Genomic DNA, 15,273 nt, shown 5'->3' on the forward strand with positions numbered 1-15,273 from the left:
CTCACACAGATTGTCTGATGAAAAGTAAATAGCAAGGCGTCTTGCGATTGAGACTTCAGTGTCCCCTTCGTCTAGAGGCCCAGGACACCGCCCTTTCACGGCGGTAACAGGGGTTCGAATCCCCTAGGGGACGCCACTTGCTGGTTCGTGAGTGAAAGTCACCTGCCGTCATATCTCAAAACTGACTTGCGAGTCATGTTTGAGATATTTGCTCTTTAAAAATCTGGATCAAGCTGAAAATTGAAACGACACACATGTTATGTGTGTTCGAGTCTCTCAAATTTTCGCAATCAGAAGTGAAACATCTTCGGGTTGTGAGGTTAAGCGACTAAGCGTACACGGTGGATGCCCTGGCAGTCAGAGGCGATGAAGGACGTGCTAATCTGCGAAAAGCGCCGGCGAGGTGATATGAACCTTTGACCCGGCGATGTCCGAATGGGGAAACCCAGTGTGTTCCGACACACTATCGTTAACTGAATACATAGGTTAACGAGGCGAACCGGGGGAACTGAAACATCTAAGTACCCCGAGGAAAAGAAATCAACCGAGATTCCCCCAGTAGCGGCGAGCGAACGGGGAGCAGCCCAGAGTCTGAATCAGCTTGTGTGTTAGTGGAACGGTCTGGAAAGTCCGACGGTACAGGGTGATAGTCCCGTACACGAAAGCACACTTGCTGTGAACTCGAAGAGTAGGGCGGGACACGTGGTATCCTGTCTGAATATGGGGGGACCATCCTCCAAGGCTAAATACTCCTGACTGACCGATAGTGAACCAGTACCGTGAGGGAAAGGCGAAAAGAACCCCGGCGAGGGGAGTGAAAAAGAACCTGAAACCGTGTACGTACAAGCAGTGGGAGCACCTTCGTGGTGTGACTGCGTACCTTTTGTATAATGGGTCAGCGACTTATATTCTGTAGCAAGGTTAACCGTATAGGGGAGCCGAAGGGAAACCGAGTCTTAACTGGGCGTTAAGTTGCAGGGTATAGACCCGAAACCCGGTGATCTAGCCATGGGCAGGTTGAAGGTTGGGTAACACTAACTGGAGGACCGAACCGACTAATGTTGAAAAATTAGCGGATGACTTGTGGCTGGGGGTGAAAGGCCAATCAAACCGGGAGATAGCTGGTTCTCCCCGAAAGCTATTTAGGTAGCGCCTCGTGAACTCATCTTCGGGGGTAGAGCACTGTTTCGGCTAGGGGGCCATCCCGGCTTACCAACCCGATGCAAACTACGAATACCGAAGAATGTTATCACGGGAGACACACGGCGGGTGCTAACGTCCGTCGTGAAGAGGGAAACAACCCAGACCGCCAGCTAAGGTCCCAAAGTCATGGTTAAGTGGGAAACGATGTGGGAAGGCACAGACAGCCAGGATGTTGGCTTAGAAGCAGCCATCATTTAAAGAAAGCGTAATAGCTCACTGGTCGAGTCGGCCTGCGCGGAAGATGTAACGGGGCTAAACCATGCACCGAAGCTGCGGCAGCGACGCTTATGCGTTGTTGGGTAGGGGAGCGTTCTGTAAGCCGTTGAAGGTGGCCTGTGAGGGTTGCTGGAGGTATCAGAAGTGCGAATGCTGACATAAGTAACGATAATGCGGGTGAAAAGCCCGCACGCCGGAAGACCAAGGGTTCCTGTCCAACGTTAATCGGGGCAGGGTGAGTCGACCCCTAAGGCGAGGCCGAAAGGCGTAGTCGATGGGAAACAGGTTAATATTCCTGTACTTGGTGTTACTGCGAAGGGGGGACGGAGAAGGCTATGTTAGCCGGGCGACGGTTGTCCCGGTTTAAGCATGTAGGCGGAGGTTCCAGGTAAATCCGGTACCTTATTAACGCTGAGGTGTGATGACGAGGCACTACGGTGCTGAAGTAACAAATGCCCTGCTTCCAGGAAAAGCCTCTAAGCATCAGGTAACATCAAATCGTACCCCAAACCGACACAGGTGGTCAGGTAGAGAATACCAAGGCGCTTGAGAGAACTCGGGTGAAGGAACTAGGCAAAATGGTGCCGTAACTTCGGGAGAAGGCACGCTGATATGTAGGTGAAGCCCCTGCGGGTGGAGCTGAAATCAGTCGAAGATACCAGCTGGCTGCAACTGTTTATTAAAAACACAGCACTGTGCAAACACGAAAGTGGACGTATACGGTGTGACGCCTGCCCGGTGCCGGAAGGTTAATTGATGGGGTTAGCGGCAACGCGAAGCTCTTGATCGAAGCCCCGGTAAACGGCGGCCGTAACTATAACGGTCCTAAGGTAGCGAAATTCCTTGTCGGGTAAGTTCCGACCTGCACGAATGGCGTAATGATGGCCAGGCTGTCTCCACCCGAGACTCAGTGAAATTGAACTCGCTGTGAAGATGCAGTGTACCCGCGGCAAGACGGAAAGACCCCGTGAACCTTTACTATAGCTTGACACTGAACACTGGTCCTTGATGTGTAGGATAGGTGGGAGGCTTTGAAGCGTGGACGCCAGTCTGCGTGGAGCCATCCTTGAAATACCACCCTTTAATGGCTGGTGTTCTAACGTAGACCCGTGATCCGGGTTGCGGACAGTGTCTGGTGGGTAGTTTGACTGGGGCGGTCTCCTCCCAAAGAGTAACGGAGGAGCACGAAGGTTAGCTAATCCTGGTCGGACATCAGGAGGTTAGTGCAATGGCATAAGCTAGCTTGACTGCGAGAGTGACGGCTCGAGCAGGTGCGAAAGCAGGTCATAGTGATCCGGTGGTTCTGAATGGAAGGGCCATCGCTCAACGGATAAAAGGTACTCCGGGGATAACAGGCTGATACCGCCCAAGAGTTCATATCGACGGCGGTGTTTGGCACCTCGATGTCGGCTCATCACATCCTGGGGCTGAAGTAGGTCCCAAGGGTATGGCTGTTCGCCATTTAAAGTGGTACGCGAGCTGGGTTTAGAACGTCGTGAGACAGTTCGGTCCCTATCTGCCGTGGGCGCTGGAGAATTGAGGGGGGCTGCTCCTAGTACGAGAGGACCGGAGTGGACGCATCACTGGTGTTCGGGTTGTCATGCCAATGGCACTGCCCGGTAGCTAAATGCGGAAAAGATAAGTGCTGAAAGCATCTAAGCACGAAACTTGCCCCGAGATGAGTTCTCCCTGAGACTTTAAGTCTCCTGAAGGAACGTTGAAGACTACGACGTTGATAGGTCGGGTGTGTAAGCGCAGCGATGCGTTGAGCTAACCGATACTAATGAACCGTGAGGCTTAACCTTACAACGCCGAAGGTGTTTTGGCGAAGAGAGAGACACGATTTTCAGCCTGATACAGATTAACAGAATTTGCCTGGCGGCTTTAGCGCGGTGGTCCCACCTGACCCCATGCCGAACTCAGAAGTGAAACGCCGTAGCGCCGATGGTAGTGTGGGGTCTCCCCATGTGAGAGTAGGGAACTGCCAGGCATCAATTAGAAGAACCCCGTACCGTAAGGTGCGGGGTTTTTTGCTTTGTGCGTCAGAAACCATGCCGGATGGGTTTGTAGGCCCGGTAAGCGCAGCGTCACCGGGCAGACCAGGCCGCACGATCTTACTGGAAAGAGATACAGGAATATAAAAACAGGGAAGGTTTTGATAAACGCAGAAAAGCAAAAACCCAGCCATAAGCTGGGTTCTTTAAATAGTGGTGCCCGGACTCGGAATCGAACCAAGGACACGGGGATTTTCAATCCCCTGCTCTACCGACTGAGCTATCCGGGCAACGGAGCGCATTAAACCGCAATCACGCCTTATCGTCAACATTATTTCGGGAAAAGCTGTTCAATTGCTTAACTTTGCGGCAATCTGATGGTTTACGCGTCGAATAGGGCGAATTTAACAGGTTCGCTTACGTCAACGCCCCGCCCATACGGCACTGAGCAAAGCGGAGAATATCTTCCGCCAGTCGATGCGCCGTATCCACATCCGCCTGACTACGGTTCACCAGCATGCGGCTCAGGCAACCTTCCAGCACCAGCTCCATCTGCTTCGCCACCATCGCCGGGTCATCCACTTCAAGCGTGGTCAGCAGTTCGTGGGTAAAATCATGCGCCGCACGTTTTTGCTGATCCGCCAACTGATGGATGGGGTGGCCTGGATCGGGGAAGTACGTACAGGCGGCGATGAACAGACAGCCCGGATAGCGGTTGTTGCTGACGCATTCCGTCAGGGCGGTATAACGCGCCAGCAGCTTTTGCTCTGCCGTGAGCTCTTCATTCAACATCAACTGCCTGCGCCAGATATCCACCTGCTGGCTGAGATAGCGCAGGGCGTCATAGAGCAGCGCCTCTTTATCGGGCCAGAAGCGGGTAAGCTCGTCCAGAGGGTAATCGATACGGTCGGCGACCATCTCAAGCGTGGTGCTGGCGATCCCTTGAATCTCAAGTAATTGCAGGGCTTGTCCCAGTACGTCTTCACGTTGCACGGTTTTCTCCTCCGTTATTCCCAACGGTTTATCCCGTTTAAAGTGTTGTTTACGGTTGGCGATTGCGCAAATGCGCGCTGAACGCCGCTGCATCCATAAACCCGGTTACACGCTGTTCTGGTTGTTCCAGGCCTTGTTTATCGAAGAACAGAATAGTGGGCAGCCCGAGCACGTTAAGCTGCTTCAGCAGAGCCTTATCCTGCGCATTATTGGCTGTCACATTCACCTGGAGCAGAACCGTTTCTTTTAGAGCACGTTGTACCTGTGGATCGCTAAAGGTGTATTTTTCAAACTCTTTACAGGCGACACACCAGTCGGCATAGAGATCGAGCATCACCGGTTTACCTTTTGCTTGCGTCAGGGCGGCGTTGAGTTCATCCACGTTGTTAATCTGCGTGAAATTCAGGTGCGCCTGCGTCTCGCTAACGGGTGAGCCGAAAGCCCAATCCTGTAGCGGACGCACGCTCACCAGCGCAGCGGCGAGCAGAAGAATTTGCACCAGACGCATCCACGCTTTTTTTGCGCCCAGGCTGACGATAAATGCCCAGCCGAAGAAGGCCACACTGAGCATTGCCCACAGGCGAATGCCCCAGAGGTCACCCACAATGCGCTCCAGCAGGAACACAGGCAGCGCCAGAATCACAAAGCCAAACGCTGTTTTCACCGTCTCCATCCACGGGCCGCTCTTCGGCAGAAGTCGGTTGCCGAAAACTGTGACCAGAATCAGCGGCAGGCCCATGCCCAGCGCGTATAGGTACAGCGTACCGCCTCCAAGCCACAGATTGCCGCTCTGGGCAATATAGAGCAGGATGGCGCTCAGCGGTGCGGTGGTGCAAGGGGAGCAAATCAGTCCAGCGATGGCCCCCATCGCAAACACCCCGCCTGCCGAACCACCCTGCTGGCGGTTACTCATCAGCGTTAAGCGAGTTTGCAGAGCTGACGGTAGCTGCAGCGTGAACAGGCCAAACATCGACAGTGCCAGCAGGATAAACACCGCTGACAGGCCTATAAGCACGTAAGGGTGCTGAAGCGCCGCCTGGAACTGCAATCCGGCAGCGGCGACCACAAGGCCGAGCGCCGTGTAGGTCAGCGCCATACCCTGCACGTAGATAAAGGCCAGCAGCAGCGCGCGGGCGGTAGAAAGGCGCTGTTTGCCGCCCAGTACGATGCCTGAAATAAGCGGGTACATTGGCAGGACGCACGGCGTAAAGGCAATGCCTATACCGATCAGCAAGGCCCACAGCGCCGAGAACGGAAGGTCTGACGCGGCTTCGCCTTCACCTTCACCCCTCACCCTGGCCCTCTCCCCTGAGGGGAGAGGGGAGGCCGCGGCTTTCACTTCGCTGAGCGGAACGACCTTCGTTTCAGGGGGATAGCAGAATCCGGCATCCGCACATCCTTGATAGGTGACGGTCAGCGTTGCGCCTTTATCGGCCTGATTCACCGTAACGGGCACGCTTAAGCGCTGGCGGTAGATTTCACTCTTACCGTAGAACTCGTCCTCATGCCACTCACCCGCGGGCATTTGCAGTGCGCCGACGTTAGCCTTTGCGGGCGTGATGCTGACCTGTTTGCGGTAGAGGTAATAGCCCTCTTTCACCTGCCAGGTAAGATTGAGATCGTGCTGGTTTTGCTGAAAGTCGAAAATGAACGCCTGGTCGGCGGGAATAAAGTTCGAACGGCCGGGCGCGTCAAATAACCCGGCAAAAGCTGACGTGCTGCACAGCAGCAGGATCAGCGTAAGGAAGCGTTGAGCCATGAGAGATAGTCGTTATCGCCGTGGACCACTGGCAGCACCAGCAGTTCCGGAGTTTGGTAAGGATGATGAGATTTGAGGCAGTCGAGTAGCGCCTGCTGATTCGCCGGATTGGTTTTGAGCAACATCTGGACTTCGTACTCCTGCTCCAGCTTGCCTTCCCAGTAATAAAGAGAGGTGGCACCGGGGAGGATCGTCACGCAGGCAGCCAGTTTTTCGGCCAGCACTTTGGCGGCGAGATCCTGGGCAGTGGCTTCATCAGGGGCGGTACACAGTACGACAACAGCATCGGGCGTGTTCACAAGTCGACCTCCTCATCACGAAAGTCTTCACTATATCACGCAAGGCAGTTGGTCATTAATGAAACGGGCCGCAGAGCGGCCCGATTTTAACTATTTTTACAACGGCAATCCGTTTACAGCACAATGCCACCGATGATAAAGCCGAGGATCACACAAAGCGTAATGGCGACGACGCCCGGGATCAGGAACGCGTGGTTAAACACGTACTTACCGATACGCGTTGAGCCGGTGTCATCCATTTCAACCGCCGCCAGCAGGGTTGGGTAGGTTGGCAATACGAACAGCGCAGAAACCGCCGCGAAAGAGGCAATTGCCGTCAGCGGCGTCACACCCAGCATCAGTGCCGCAGGCATCAGCGCTTTGGTGGTGGCGGCCTGAGAGTAGAGCAGGGTCGCAGCAAAGAACAGCACGACCGCCAGCAGCCACGGATAGTTGTGCAGCAGGTCGCCTGCTACGGTCTGGATGTCGCTGATGTGCGCTTTCACGAAGGTATCACCGAGCCAGGCTACGCCCAGTACGCACACGCAGGCGCTCATACCGGATTTAAAGGTGCTGGCGTTCAGCACTTCGCTGGTGTCAATTTTACAGGTGATGCTAATCAGCGTGGCGATGGTCAGCATGAACACCACAATCGCTTCGTTACGCGGCAGGACCGGGTTCTGGATCAGCCCCACGGTGTCACTGATGGCGGTCGCGTAGAACATCACGGCGACAATGCCAATCAGGAACAGCAGCACGGAGCGTTTTGCGTGTGGCTTCAGTTCGAAGACCTGGCTACCGCGCAGCTTCACTTCACCTTTCGCCAGGCGTTCCTGGTAAACAGGGTCGTCTTTCAGCTCGGCACCGAGAAAGTTACAGAGCACAGCGGTAATCATGACTGCAATCAGCGTTACCGGAATACAGATCGCCAGCAGCGTCAGGTAGCTTACGCCCATCGGCTCAAGGATCCCGGCGAAGAAGACCACCGCAGCGGAAATCGGTGATGCGGTAATCGCAATCTGGGACGCGACTACTGCAATAGAGAGCGGACGCGACGGGCGAATACCTTGTTCCTTCGCCACTTCAGTAATCACCGGCAGCGTTGAAAAAGCAGTGTGGCCAGTACCGGCGAGAATGGTCATAAACCAGGTCACCAGCGGGGCAAGGAAGGTAATATATTTGGGATGGCGGCGCAGCATACGCTCCGCCAGGCTCACCAGGTAGTCCATACCGCCTGCGACCTGCATGGCCGCGATAGCTGCAATAACTGCCATGATGATTTCGATAACGTCAAAAGGGATTGCGCCGGGTTTGATCTGAAAGAGAAGGGTAAGAACGAGCACCCCGAGACCGCCGGCAAAACCGATGCCGATCCCCCCGAGTCGTGCGCCCAAATAAATCGCCAACAAGACGATGACGAGTTCTGCTCCAAACATAAGTGCCTTCCTTGTTTATTAACAAGTTGATATTGAAATGTTGTGTAATTGGTAATGCTTAAAAAGAAAAAAGGCACGTCACAAGTGACGTGCCTTTCGGAAGCTTAGCCTGTACTGTTACTGTTCGCTTTCATCGGTATATCGTTTCGCTTTATACGCCGGGTGCATCAAGTTCTGGGCCGAGAAGATATCGTCCAGCTCAGCTTCGGTCAACAGTCCGCGCTCAAGCACGACTTCACGCACGCTCTTACCGGTTTCGGCACAAATCTTACCGACGATATCGCCGTTGTGGTGGCCGATGAACGGGTTGAGGTAGGTGACGATCCCGATGGAGTTATAGACGTAACCTTCACACACTTCTTTATTCGCGGTGATGCCGTTGATGCATTTTTCCAGCAGGTTGTAGCAGGCGTTGGTCAGGATGTGGATGGATTCAAACATCGCCTGGCCAATCACTGGTTCCATCACGTTCAGCTGCAGCTGACCCGCTTCAGAGGCCATGGTCACGGTCGTATCGTTACCGATGACTTTGAAGCAAACCTGGTTCACCACTTCTGGCACAACCGGGTTCACCTTGGCTGGCATGATGGACGAACCCGCCTGCAGTTCTGGCAGGTTGATCTCGTTCAGACCAGCGCGCGGGCCCGAGGAGAGCAGGCGCAGGTCATTACAGATTTTGGACAGTTTCACCGCCAGACGTTTCAGGGCGCTATGAACCATGACGTATGCGCCGCAGTCGGACGTCGCTTCAATCAGGTCTTCCGCAGGGACAACGGCCAGGTTAGACACTTCCGCCAGCTTCTGAACCGCCAGCTGCTGATAGCCGTCTGGCGTGTTCAGGCGTGTACCGATGGCGGTTGCGCCCAGGTTCACTTCCAGCAGCAGCTCAGAGGTGCGCAGCAGGTTTTTGGTCTCTTCATTCAGCAGCACGTTAAACGCGTGGAATTCCTGTCCGAGGGTCATGGGGACTGCGTCCTGCAACTGGGTACGACCCATTTTCAGGATATCCTGGAACTCAACCGCTTTACGCTGGAAGCCATCGCCCAACTGGTTGATCGCGTCCACCAGTTTCACCACCGAAGCATAGACCGCGATGCGGAAGCCGGTTGGGTAAGCATCGTTGGTAGACTGACATTTGTTAACGTGATCGTTAGGGTTGAGGTACTGGTATTCACCTTTTTGGTGACCCATCAGCTCCAGACCGATGTTTGCCAGCACTTCGTTGGTATTCATGTTGACGGAGGTGCCCGCGCCGCCCTGGTAGACGTCAACCGGGAACTGGTCCATGCATTTGCCGTTGTTCAGCACTTCATCGCACGCGGCGATAATCGCATTTGCAGCGCTCTTAGGAATGGTTTGCAGCTCTTTGTTGGCCAGTGCTGCGGCTTTCTTCACCATCACCATGCCACGGACAAACTCAGGGATGTCGCTGATTTTGCTGTTGCTGATGTAGAAGTTTTCAATCGCTCTCAGAGTGTGAACACCGTAGTAGGCATCCGCTGGAACTTCCCTGGTACCCAACAAATCTTCTTCGATACGAATGTTGTTTAACATGTGAACCTTCTTTTCAAGCTGCCGATGGATTGTACTAAACACACAGTATATATGTGGTTTTGAATATTTTATGACCGACGATTATTCCCTCATTCGGCCAGATGCTCGAGATCATATGCTGATGATAGCGAATTGCCGTAATCTGGATCACTTATTATCGACCCGATTCCATGATAATTATTAATCTGTGAAATGAGTCACCGCTTTAATATTTCCAAAAAAAATATCCGTGCAAACCGATTGAATTTTGGCTAACCGTCACCATCTCTTACAGACGCGTGACGCCAACACATTCAGACAGGGGCCCGACGGCACCTGCCACACAGGAGATGCCAGTGCGCTGGATACCGTTTATTGCTTTCTTTCTCTATGTTTACATTGAGATTTCGATTTTCATCCAAGTTGCCCACGTGCTGGGCGTCCTGCTGACGCTGATTCTGGTGATCTTCACCTCCGTCATCGGCATGTCGCTGGTGCGTAATCAGGGTTTCAAAAATTTCCTGTTAATGCAGCAGAAGATGGCCGCGGGCGAGAGCCCGGCAGCCGAGATGATCAAAAGCGTGTCGCTGATTATTGCGGGCCTGCTGCTCATCCTGCCGGGCTTCTTCACCGATTTCCTCGGCCTGTTGCTGCTGTTACCGCCGGTGCAGAAGCACCTAACCATGAAGCTGCTGCCGCATCTGCGTTTCAGCCGCATGCCGGGTGGCGGGTTCAGCACCGGGCCGGGTGATACGTTTGAAGGAGAATACCAGCGTAAGGATGACCAGCGCGACCGTTTAGATCATAAAGACGATCGCTGATTTTTTTGCCCGGTGGCGCTCCGCTTACCGGGCCTACGGATTCTGCTGTTTCGGTAAAAACAGCCACAGCACCGCCAGCATGACGATGGCGTACATACTCTTCCAGCCCACCATCGCCAGCAACAGCAGGCAAAGCACACCCCCGACGACCGCCAGCGCTTTATAGCGACCTTTCAGCAGACGACAACCCGCCAGCATGCACAGCAGGTAGATCATGATGAAAATGCCGTTGGCGTAAACGATCAGCGCGTCCAGATTGATATCCAGCGCATAAATGCACAGCGAACTCAGGACGCAGCAGCCCAGCACAGCATTCAGGGCATTCAGCGGAAGCTGGCGTTTAGACAGGCGCGCGAGGCGATTCTCAGGTTTGTCGAGCGCCTGCGACCACACCAGCCGGGCAAAGCTCTGGATATAAATATTCAGGCTGGCAAAACAGGCCAGATAGCCGATGACGCAGGCGACCCACAGCGCTTTCACACCGAACAGTTCAACCACAATATCCGGCAGCGATGCAGCGGCAGCGACATCCGCACCGAACGCGTTGAAGTGTAATACCAGCACGGTGCACGCCCAATAGACCGTACCCGCCAGCAGCAGGCCAATCATCAACGCGCGGGGGAAATCGCGTTCAGGCTGCTTAAATTCCGACGCCAGATGGGCAAAGGCTTCCAGGCCCACAAAACACCAGAACATGACGGAGAGCGCGGCAAAAAGCTGTGAATGGTCGACGTCTGTTACCGCCGGAAAGGGAATTTCCTTTATTGTGATATCACCCACCCACCAGATAGCGCCAATGAGCGCGACAATCAGCACCGCAACCAGCGTTTGCAGATTCGCGCTTGAGCTGGCGCCGCGAGAGCCCACCCACCAGACGATAGCCAGCGTACCCAGCTCTGCCAGCAGCAGCTGCGCGTTATGCCAGCCAAACAGCGCCTGACCAAATCCGGTCGCAATATGCAGTGCCGCAGGGAGGCCAACCGGAATGACGGAGAGAAACAGCCAGCCGGTAACACGCTGCAGCCGCGGGCCAAAGGCGAGCCCGACAAAATGCGCCACGCCGCCCGCGCTGGGGAAATGTCGGCCCAGGATGGCAAACACAATTGCTATCGGGAACACCAGCACAATCAGCACCGGCCACGCCCACAGGCTGTTATTCCCCGCGACCAGCGCGGCCAGGGCGGGTACGGCAAACACGCCCGTGCCTAACAAGGAGGTGGAGAGTAAGCCAACGCCCTGTGCCAGCCCCAACTCCTGCTTGAGTCCACTCATTTCCATCGTCCTGCCGCCATCAAAAGAGAGGCGATGGTAACACTTTCGCAAATTTTTTTTCGATTCCCCCTTGAAGGGGGAAAAAGCTATCCCCATCTCTCAGGGCACTAGCCGGAAAACCGCGTGCGGCCCGGCGTCATCCATAACTGATAATGACTTTCTCAAAGGAGAGCTATCAATGAGTATTCGTCCGTTACATGATCGTGTGATCGTCAAACGTAAAGAAGTTGAAACCAAGTCTGCTGGCGGCATCGTTCTGACTGGTTCTGCAGCAGCCAAATCAACGCGTGGCGAAATCATCGCTGTCGGTAAGGGCCGCATCCTGGAAAACGGAACTGTGCAGCCGCTGGACGTTAAAGTTGGTGACATCGTCATTTTCAACGATGGCTACGGCGTGAAATCCGAGAAGATCGACAATGAAGAAGTGTTGATCATGTCCGAGAGCGACATTCTGGCAATTGTTGAAGCGTAATTTACGCGCGAAACTGTACGAATTTGAGGAAATAAGAACATGGCAGCTAAAGACGTAAAATTCGGTAACGACGCTCGTGTAAAAATGCTCCGCGGCGTAAACGTACTGGCAGACGCAGTGAAAGTGACCCTGGGTCCGAAAGGTCGTAACGTAGTGCTGGACAAATCCTTCGGCGCGCCAACCATCACCAAAGATGGTGTTTCTGTTGCACGTGAAATCGAGCTGGAAGACAAGTTCGAAAACATGGGTGCGCAGATGGTGAAAGAAGTGGCCTCTAAAGCGAACGACGCTGCAGGCGACGGTACCACCACCGCGACCGTACTGGCGCAGGCTATCATCACTGAAGGTCTGAAAGCCGTTGCTGCGGGTATGAACCCAATGGATCTGAAACGTGGTATCGACAAAGCTGTCGCATCCGCTGTTGAAGAACTGAAAGCGCTGTCCGTACCGTGCTCTGACTCTAAAGCCATTGCTCAGGTTGGTACCATTTCCGCTAACTCCGACGAGACCGTAGGTAAACTGATCGCTGAAGCGATGGACAAAGTTGGTAAAGAAGGCGTGATCACCGTTGAAGACGGTACCGGTCTGGAAGACGAACTGGACGTGGTTGAAGGTATGCAGTTCGACCGCGGTTACCTGTCCCCATACTTCATCAACAAGCCAGAGACTGGCGCAGTTGAACTGGAAAGCCCGTTCATCCTGCTGGCTGACAAGAAAATCTCCAACATCCGCGAAATGCTGCCAGTGCTGGAAGCCGTTGCGAAAGCAGGCAAGCCGCTGGTTATCATCGCTGAAGACGTTGAAGGTGAAGCGCTGGCGACCCTGGTGGTTAACACCATGCGCGGCATCGTGAAAGTGGCTGCGGTTAAAGCACCTGGCTTCGGCGATCGTCGTAAAGCGATGCTGCAGGATATCGCTACCCTGACTGGCGGTACCGTGATCTCTGAAGAGATCGGTATGGAGCTGGAAAAAGCGACCCTGGAAGACCTGGGCCAGGCGAAACGCGTTGTGATCAACAAAGACACCACCACCATCATCGATGGCGTGGGTGAAGAAGCGGCTATTCAGGGCCGCGTTGGTCAGATCCGTAAGCAGATCGAAGAAGCCACTTCTGACTACGACCGTGAAAAACTGCAGGAGCGCGTAGCGAAACTGGCTGGCGGTGTTGCGGTAATCAAAGTCGGTGCTGCGACCGAAGTTGAAATGAAAGAGAAAAAAGCACGCGTTGACGATGCCCTGCACGCGACCCGTGCTGCGGTAGAAGAAGGCGTGGTTGCTGGTGGTGGTGTCGCACTGGTGCGCGTGGCCGCTAAACTGGCTGGCCTGACTGCTCAGAACGAAGATCAGAACGTGGGTATCAAAGTTGCGCTGCGCGCGATGGAAGCGCCACTGCGTCAGATCGTGTCCAACGCCGGTGAAGAGCCATCTGTTGTGACCAACAACGTGAAAGCGGGCGAAGGTAACTACGGTTACAACGCGGCAACTGAAGAATACGGCAACATGATCGACTTCGGTATCCTGGACCCAACAAAAGTAACTCGTTCTGCTCTGCAGTACGCGGCTTCTGTTGCTGGTCTGATGATCACCACCGAGTGCATGGTGACCGACCTGCCAAAAGGCGACGCGCCTGACTTAGGTGCTGCAGGTATGGGCGGCATGGGCGGTATGGGCGGCATGATGTAATCGTGCGCTTTACCTCTTAGAATGTGAAAAACCCCCGGGCAGAAATGCTCGGGGGTTTTTCTTTTGGTCATCTTTTAGGTATAAGGTTTACACACGGACAACTACTGTCCAGCTTATTGAAAACGAGGAATAACATGCGCGTAAAAGTCTGTGCAGGGATTGTAGGGGCAGCATTGCTGCTGGCGGGTTGTAGCTCCAGCAATGAGCTGTCGGCAGCGGGCCAGGGCGTTCGCTTTGTGGAAGATAAGCCGGGTAGTGAATGCCAGCTGTTAGGCACGGCAACCGGCGAGCAAAGTAACTGGATGTCAGGTCAGCATGGCGAAGAGGGCGGCTCTATGCGCGGTGCGGCGAATGCCCTGCGTAACCAGGCTGCGGCAATGGGCGGTAACGTAATTTACGGGGTGAGCAGCCCAACGCAGGGTATGCTGTCCAGCTTCGTCCCGACCGCCAGCCAGATGAATGGCCAGGTCTATAAGTGCCCGAACTGAGTTAACGTGCTGATGGCGCTGCGCCCGGACCCCGTAGGGCAGGTAAGCGTAGCGCCACCTGCCTTTTTAGTGCTGCCGCAGCTGCAAATCCAGCGGCGTCTTGCTCGGCTCACCGCCAATCTCACGCGCCAGCTTCGGCACCATATAGCCTGAAACCAGCGTTAACAGTTCACGCATAATCTGCCGGGCTTCATCATCCGTCACCATGAAATGCGCTGCGCCCTGAACGCGATCCAGTACGTGCAGGTAATAGGGCAACACCCCCGCATCAAACAACGCATTGCTCAAATCTGCCAGCACGCGGGCGCTATCGTTTATACCGCGCAGCAGCACGCTCTGGTTCAGCAGCGTTACGCCTGCTTTACGCAGACGCGCCATCCCCGCCCGAAATTCATCGTCAATTTCGTTCGCGTGGTTGATATGGTTCACCAGCAGCACCTGCAAGCGAGACTGCTCCATGCGTGAGACCAGCCCATCGGTGATCCGCGCCGGAATAACGATCGGCAAACGGCTATGTATGCGCAGACGCTTGATGTGCGGGATGGCTTCCAGCTGCGTCAGCAGCCAGTCCAGCTCGTGATCTTTCGCCATCAGCGGGTCGCCGCCGGAAAAAATAATCTCATCAAGCTCAGGATGGGCGGCGATATAGTCCAGCGCGACCTGCCAGTTGCGTTTATTGCCCTGATTGTCGGCATACGGGAAGTGCCGACGGAAGCAATAACGACAATTTACCGCGCAGCCGCCTTTTACCAGCAGCAGGGCGCGGTTGAGGTATTTATGCAGCAGTCCTGGCACCACGCTGTTCTGTTCTTCCAGCGGATCGGTGCTGTAACCCGGCGCGGTCACAAACTCATCCTGCGAAGTAAGCGTTTGTTTTAATAATGGATCGTCGGGATTTCCTTTCTCCATCCGCGCCACAAATGCACGGGGAACGCGCAGGGCAAAAAGGCGCTTTGCCTCGCGGCCTGCAAGCAACTCTTCGTGTTGATCGAGGTCTAAAAGACGCAGCAATTCATCAGGACTGGTGATTACATCGGCAAGTTGCGATAACCAATCTTCTCTGGACGGGGTGTTTAGGGTTACAATATGCGCCATTTTGTGGCTTAGCTACCAGTTAACAAATTT

11 protein-coding genes, 2 tRNA genes and 2 rRNA genes are annotated in these 15,273 nt (G+C 54.5%); 7 read left to right on the forward strand and 8 right to left on the reverse strand.

Annotated elements, in window-relative coordinates:
* The first annotated feature begins 60 nt into the window (after positions 1-60).
* The 3 genes from N2K86_RS01740 (at position 61) to rrf (ending at position 3,409) form a co-directional block, all read left to right on the forward strand.
* Positions 61-136: transfer RNA gene (locus N2K86_RS01740), tRNA-Glu, on the forward strand.
* A gap of 182 nt (positions 137-318) precedes the next feature.
* A 23S ribosomal RNA gene (locus tag N2K86_RS01745) occupies positions 319-3,224 on the forward strand.
* Between the two features lie 69 nt (positions 3,225-3,293).
* Positions 3,294-3,409, forward strand: a 5S ribosomal RNA gene (gene rrf, locus N2K86_RS01750).
* A gap of 218 nt (positions 3,410-3,627) precedes the next feature.
* Here the strand turns inward: rrf and N2K86_RS01755 are convergent.
* The 6 genes from N2K86_RS01755 to aspA all read right to left on the reverse strand — a co-directional run bounded on the left by N2K86_RS01755 (position 3,628) and on the right by aspA (position 9,433).
* Positions 3,628-3,703, reverse strand: a tRNA-Phe gene (locus N2K86_RS01755).
* A 127-nt stretch (positions 3,704-3,830) separates the two neighbouring features.
* Positions 3,831-4,406, reverse strand: a complete 576-nt coding sequence (locus N2K86_RS01760; protein ID WP_089601520.1) for a transcriptional regulator — start codon at positions 4,404-4,406, stop codon at positions 3,831-3,833.
* A 49-nt stretch (positions 4,407-4,455) separates the two neighbouring features.
* Positions 4,456-6,165: a protein-disulfide reductase DsbD gene (locus N2K86_RS01765; protein ID WP_260660258.1), complete on the reverse strand. Its 1,710-nt coding sequence runs from the start codon at positions 6,163-6,165 to the stop codon at positions 4,456-4,458.
* Positions 6,141-6,464: a divalent cation tolerance protein CutA gene (gene cutA, locus N2K86_RS01770; protein ID WP_260660259.1), complete on the reverse strand. Its 324-nt coding sequence runs from the start codon at positions 6,462-6,464 to the stop codon at positions 6,141-6,143. Before cutA ends, N2K86_RS01765 begins: the two co-directional genes overlap by 25 nt.
* A gap of 113 nt (positions 6,465-6,577) precedes the next feature.
* A complete protein-coding gene (locus tag N2K86_RS01775; RefSeq protein WP_260660260.1) occupies positions 6,578-7,879 on the reverse strand; it encodes an anaerobic C4-dicarboxylate transporter in 1,302 nt (433 codons plus the stop codon).
* Positions 7,880-7,996: 117 nt separating this feature from the next.
* The gene (aspA, locus tag N2K86_RS01780; protein WP_010427776.1) at positions 7,997-9,433 is read right to left on the reverse strand and encodes an aspartate ammonia-lyase; all 1,437 of its coding nucleotides are present in this window, start codon (positions 9,431-9,433) and stop codon (positions 7,997-7,999) included.
* Between the two features lie 335 nt (positions 9,434-9,768).
* Here aspA and N2K86_RS01785 point away from each other — a divergent pair, with 335 nt between their 5' ends.
* Entirely contained in the window at positions 9,769-10,233 is a 465-nt protein-coding gene (locus N2K86_RS01785) for an FxsA family protein (RefSeq protein WP_010427775.1), read from the forward strand.
* A 33-nt stretch (positions 10,234-10,266) separates the two neighbouring features.
* On the opposite strand, the gene yjeH is transcribed toward N2K86_RS01785, so the two are convergent.
* On the reverse strand, positions 10,267-11,505 hold the full coding sequence (gene yjeH, locus N2K86_RS01790) for an L-methionine/branched-chain amino acid transporter (RefSeq protein ID WP_260660261.1): 1,239 nt from the start codon (positions 11,503-11,505) through the stop codon (positions 10,267-10,269).
* Between the two features lie 178 nt (positions 11,506-11,683).
* On the opposite strand from yjeH, the gene N2K86_RS01795 reads away from it, so the two are divergent.
* From N2K86_RS01795 to N2K86_RS01805, 3 genes are all read left to right on the forward strand, one after another.
* On the forward strand, positions 11,684-11,977 hold the full coding sequence (locus tag N2K86_RS01795) for a co-chaperone GroES (RefSeq protein ID WP_003855929.1): 294 nt from the start codon (positions 11,684-11,686) through the stop codon (positions 11,975-11,977).
* A 39-nt stretch (positions 11,978-12,016) separates the two neighbouring features.
* A complete protein-coding gene (groL, locus tag N2K86_RS01800; protein WP_010427772.1) occupies positions 12,017-13,660 on the forward strand; it encodes a chaperonin GroEL in 1,644 nt (547 codons plus the stop codon).
* Positions 13,661-13,794: 134 nt separating this feature from the next.
* On the forward strand, positions 13,795-14,148 hold the full coding sequence (locus tag N2K86_RS01805) for a DUF4156 domain-containing protein (RefSeq protein ID WP_010427771.1): 354 nt from the start codon (positions 13,795-13,797) through the stop codon (positions 14,146-14,148).
* A 66-nt stretch (positions 14,149-14,214) separates the two neighbouring features.
* Here N2K86_RS01805 and epmB read toward each other — a convergent pair whose 3' ends face one another.
* Positions 14,215-15,243 (reverse strand): EF-P beta-lysylation protein EpmB, encoded by a 1,029-nt coding sequence (epmB, locus tag N2K86_RS01810; RefSeq protein ID WP_260660262.1) that lies wholly within the window; start codon positions 15,241-15,243, stop codon positions 14,215-14,217.
* Positions 15,244-15,273 lie beyond the last annotated feature (30 nt).

Origin of the sequence: Enterobacter mori, assembly GCF_025244905.1 — a bacterium.
Classification (GTDB): Bacteria; Pseudomonadota; Gammaproteobacteria; order Enterobacterales; family Enterobacteriaceae; genus Enterobacter; species Enterobacter mori_A.

Excerpts from the sequence above, each read along its gene's own strand:
- N2K86_RS01765 (WP_260660258.1), bottom strand. The coding sequence starts at position 6,165 with ATGGCTCAACGCTTCCTTACGCTGATCCTGCTGCTGTGCAGCACGTCA.
- N2K86_RS01775 (WP_260660260.1), bottom strand. The coding sequence starts at position 7,879 with ATGTTTGGAGCAGAACTCGTCATCGTCTTGTTGGCGATTTATTTGGGC.
- aspA (WP_010427776.1), bottom strand. The coding sequence starts at position 9,433 with ATGTTAAACAACATTCGTATCGAAGAAGATTTGTTGGGTACCAGGGAA.
- yjeH (WP_260660261.1), bottom strand. The coding sequence starts at position 11,505 with ATGAGTGGACTCAAGCAGGAGTTGGGGCTGGCACAGGGCGTTGGCTTA.
- N2K86_RS01795 (WP_003855929.1), top strand. The coding sequence starts at position 11,684 with ATGAGTATTCGTCCGTTACATGATCGTGTGATCGTCAAACGTAAAGAA.
- groL (WP_010427772.1), top strand. The coding sequence starts at position 12,017 with ATGGCAGCTAAAGACGTAAAATTCGGTAACGACGCTCGTGTAAAAATG.
- N2K86_RS01805 (WP_010427771.1), top strand. The coding sequence starts at position 13,795 with ATGCGCGTAAAAGTCTGTGCAGGGATTGTAGGGGCAGCATTGCTGCTG.
- epmB (WP_260660262.1), bottom strand. The coding sequence starts at position 15,243 with ATGGCGCATATTGTAACCCTAAACACCCCGTCCAGAGAAGATTGGTTA.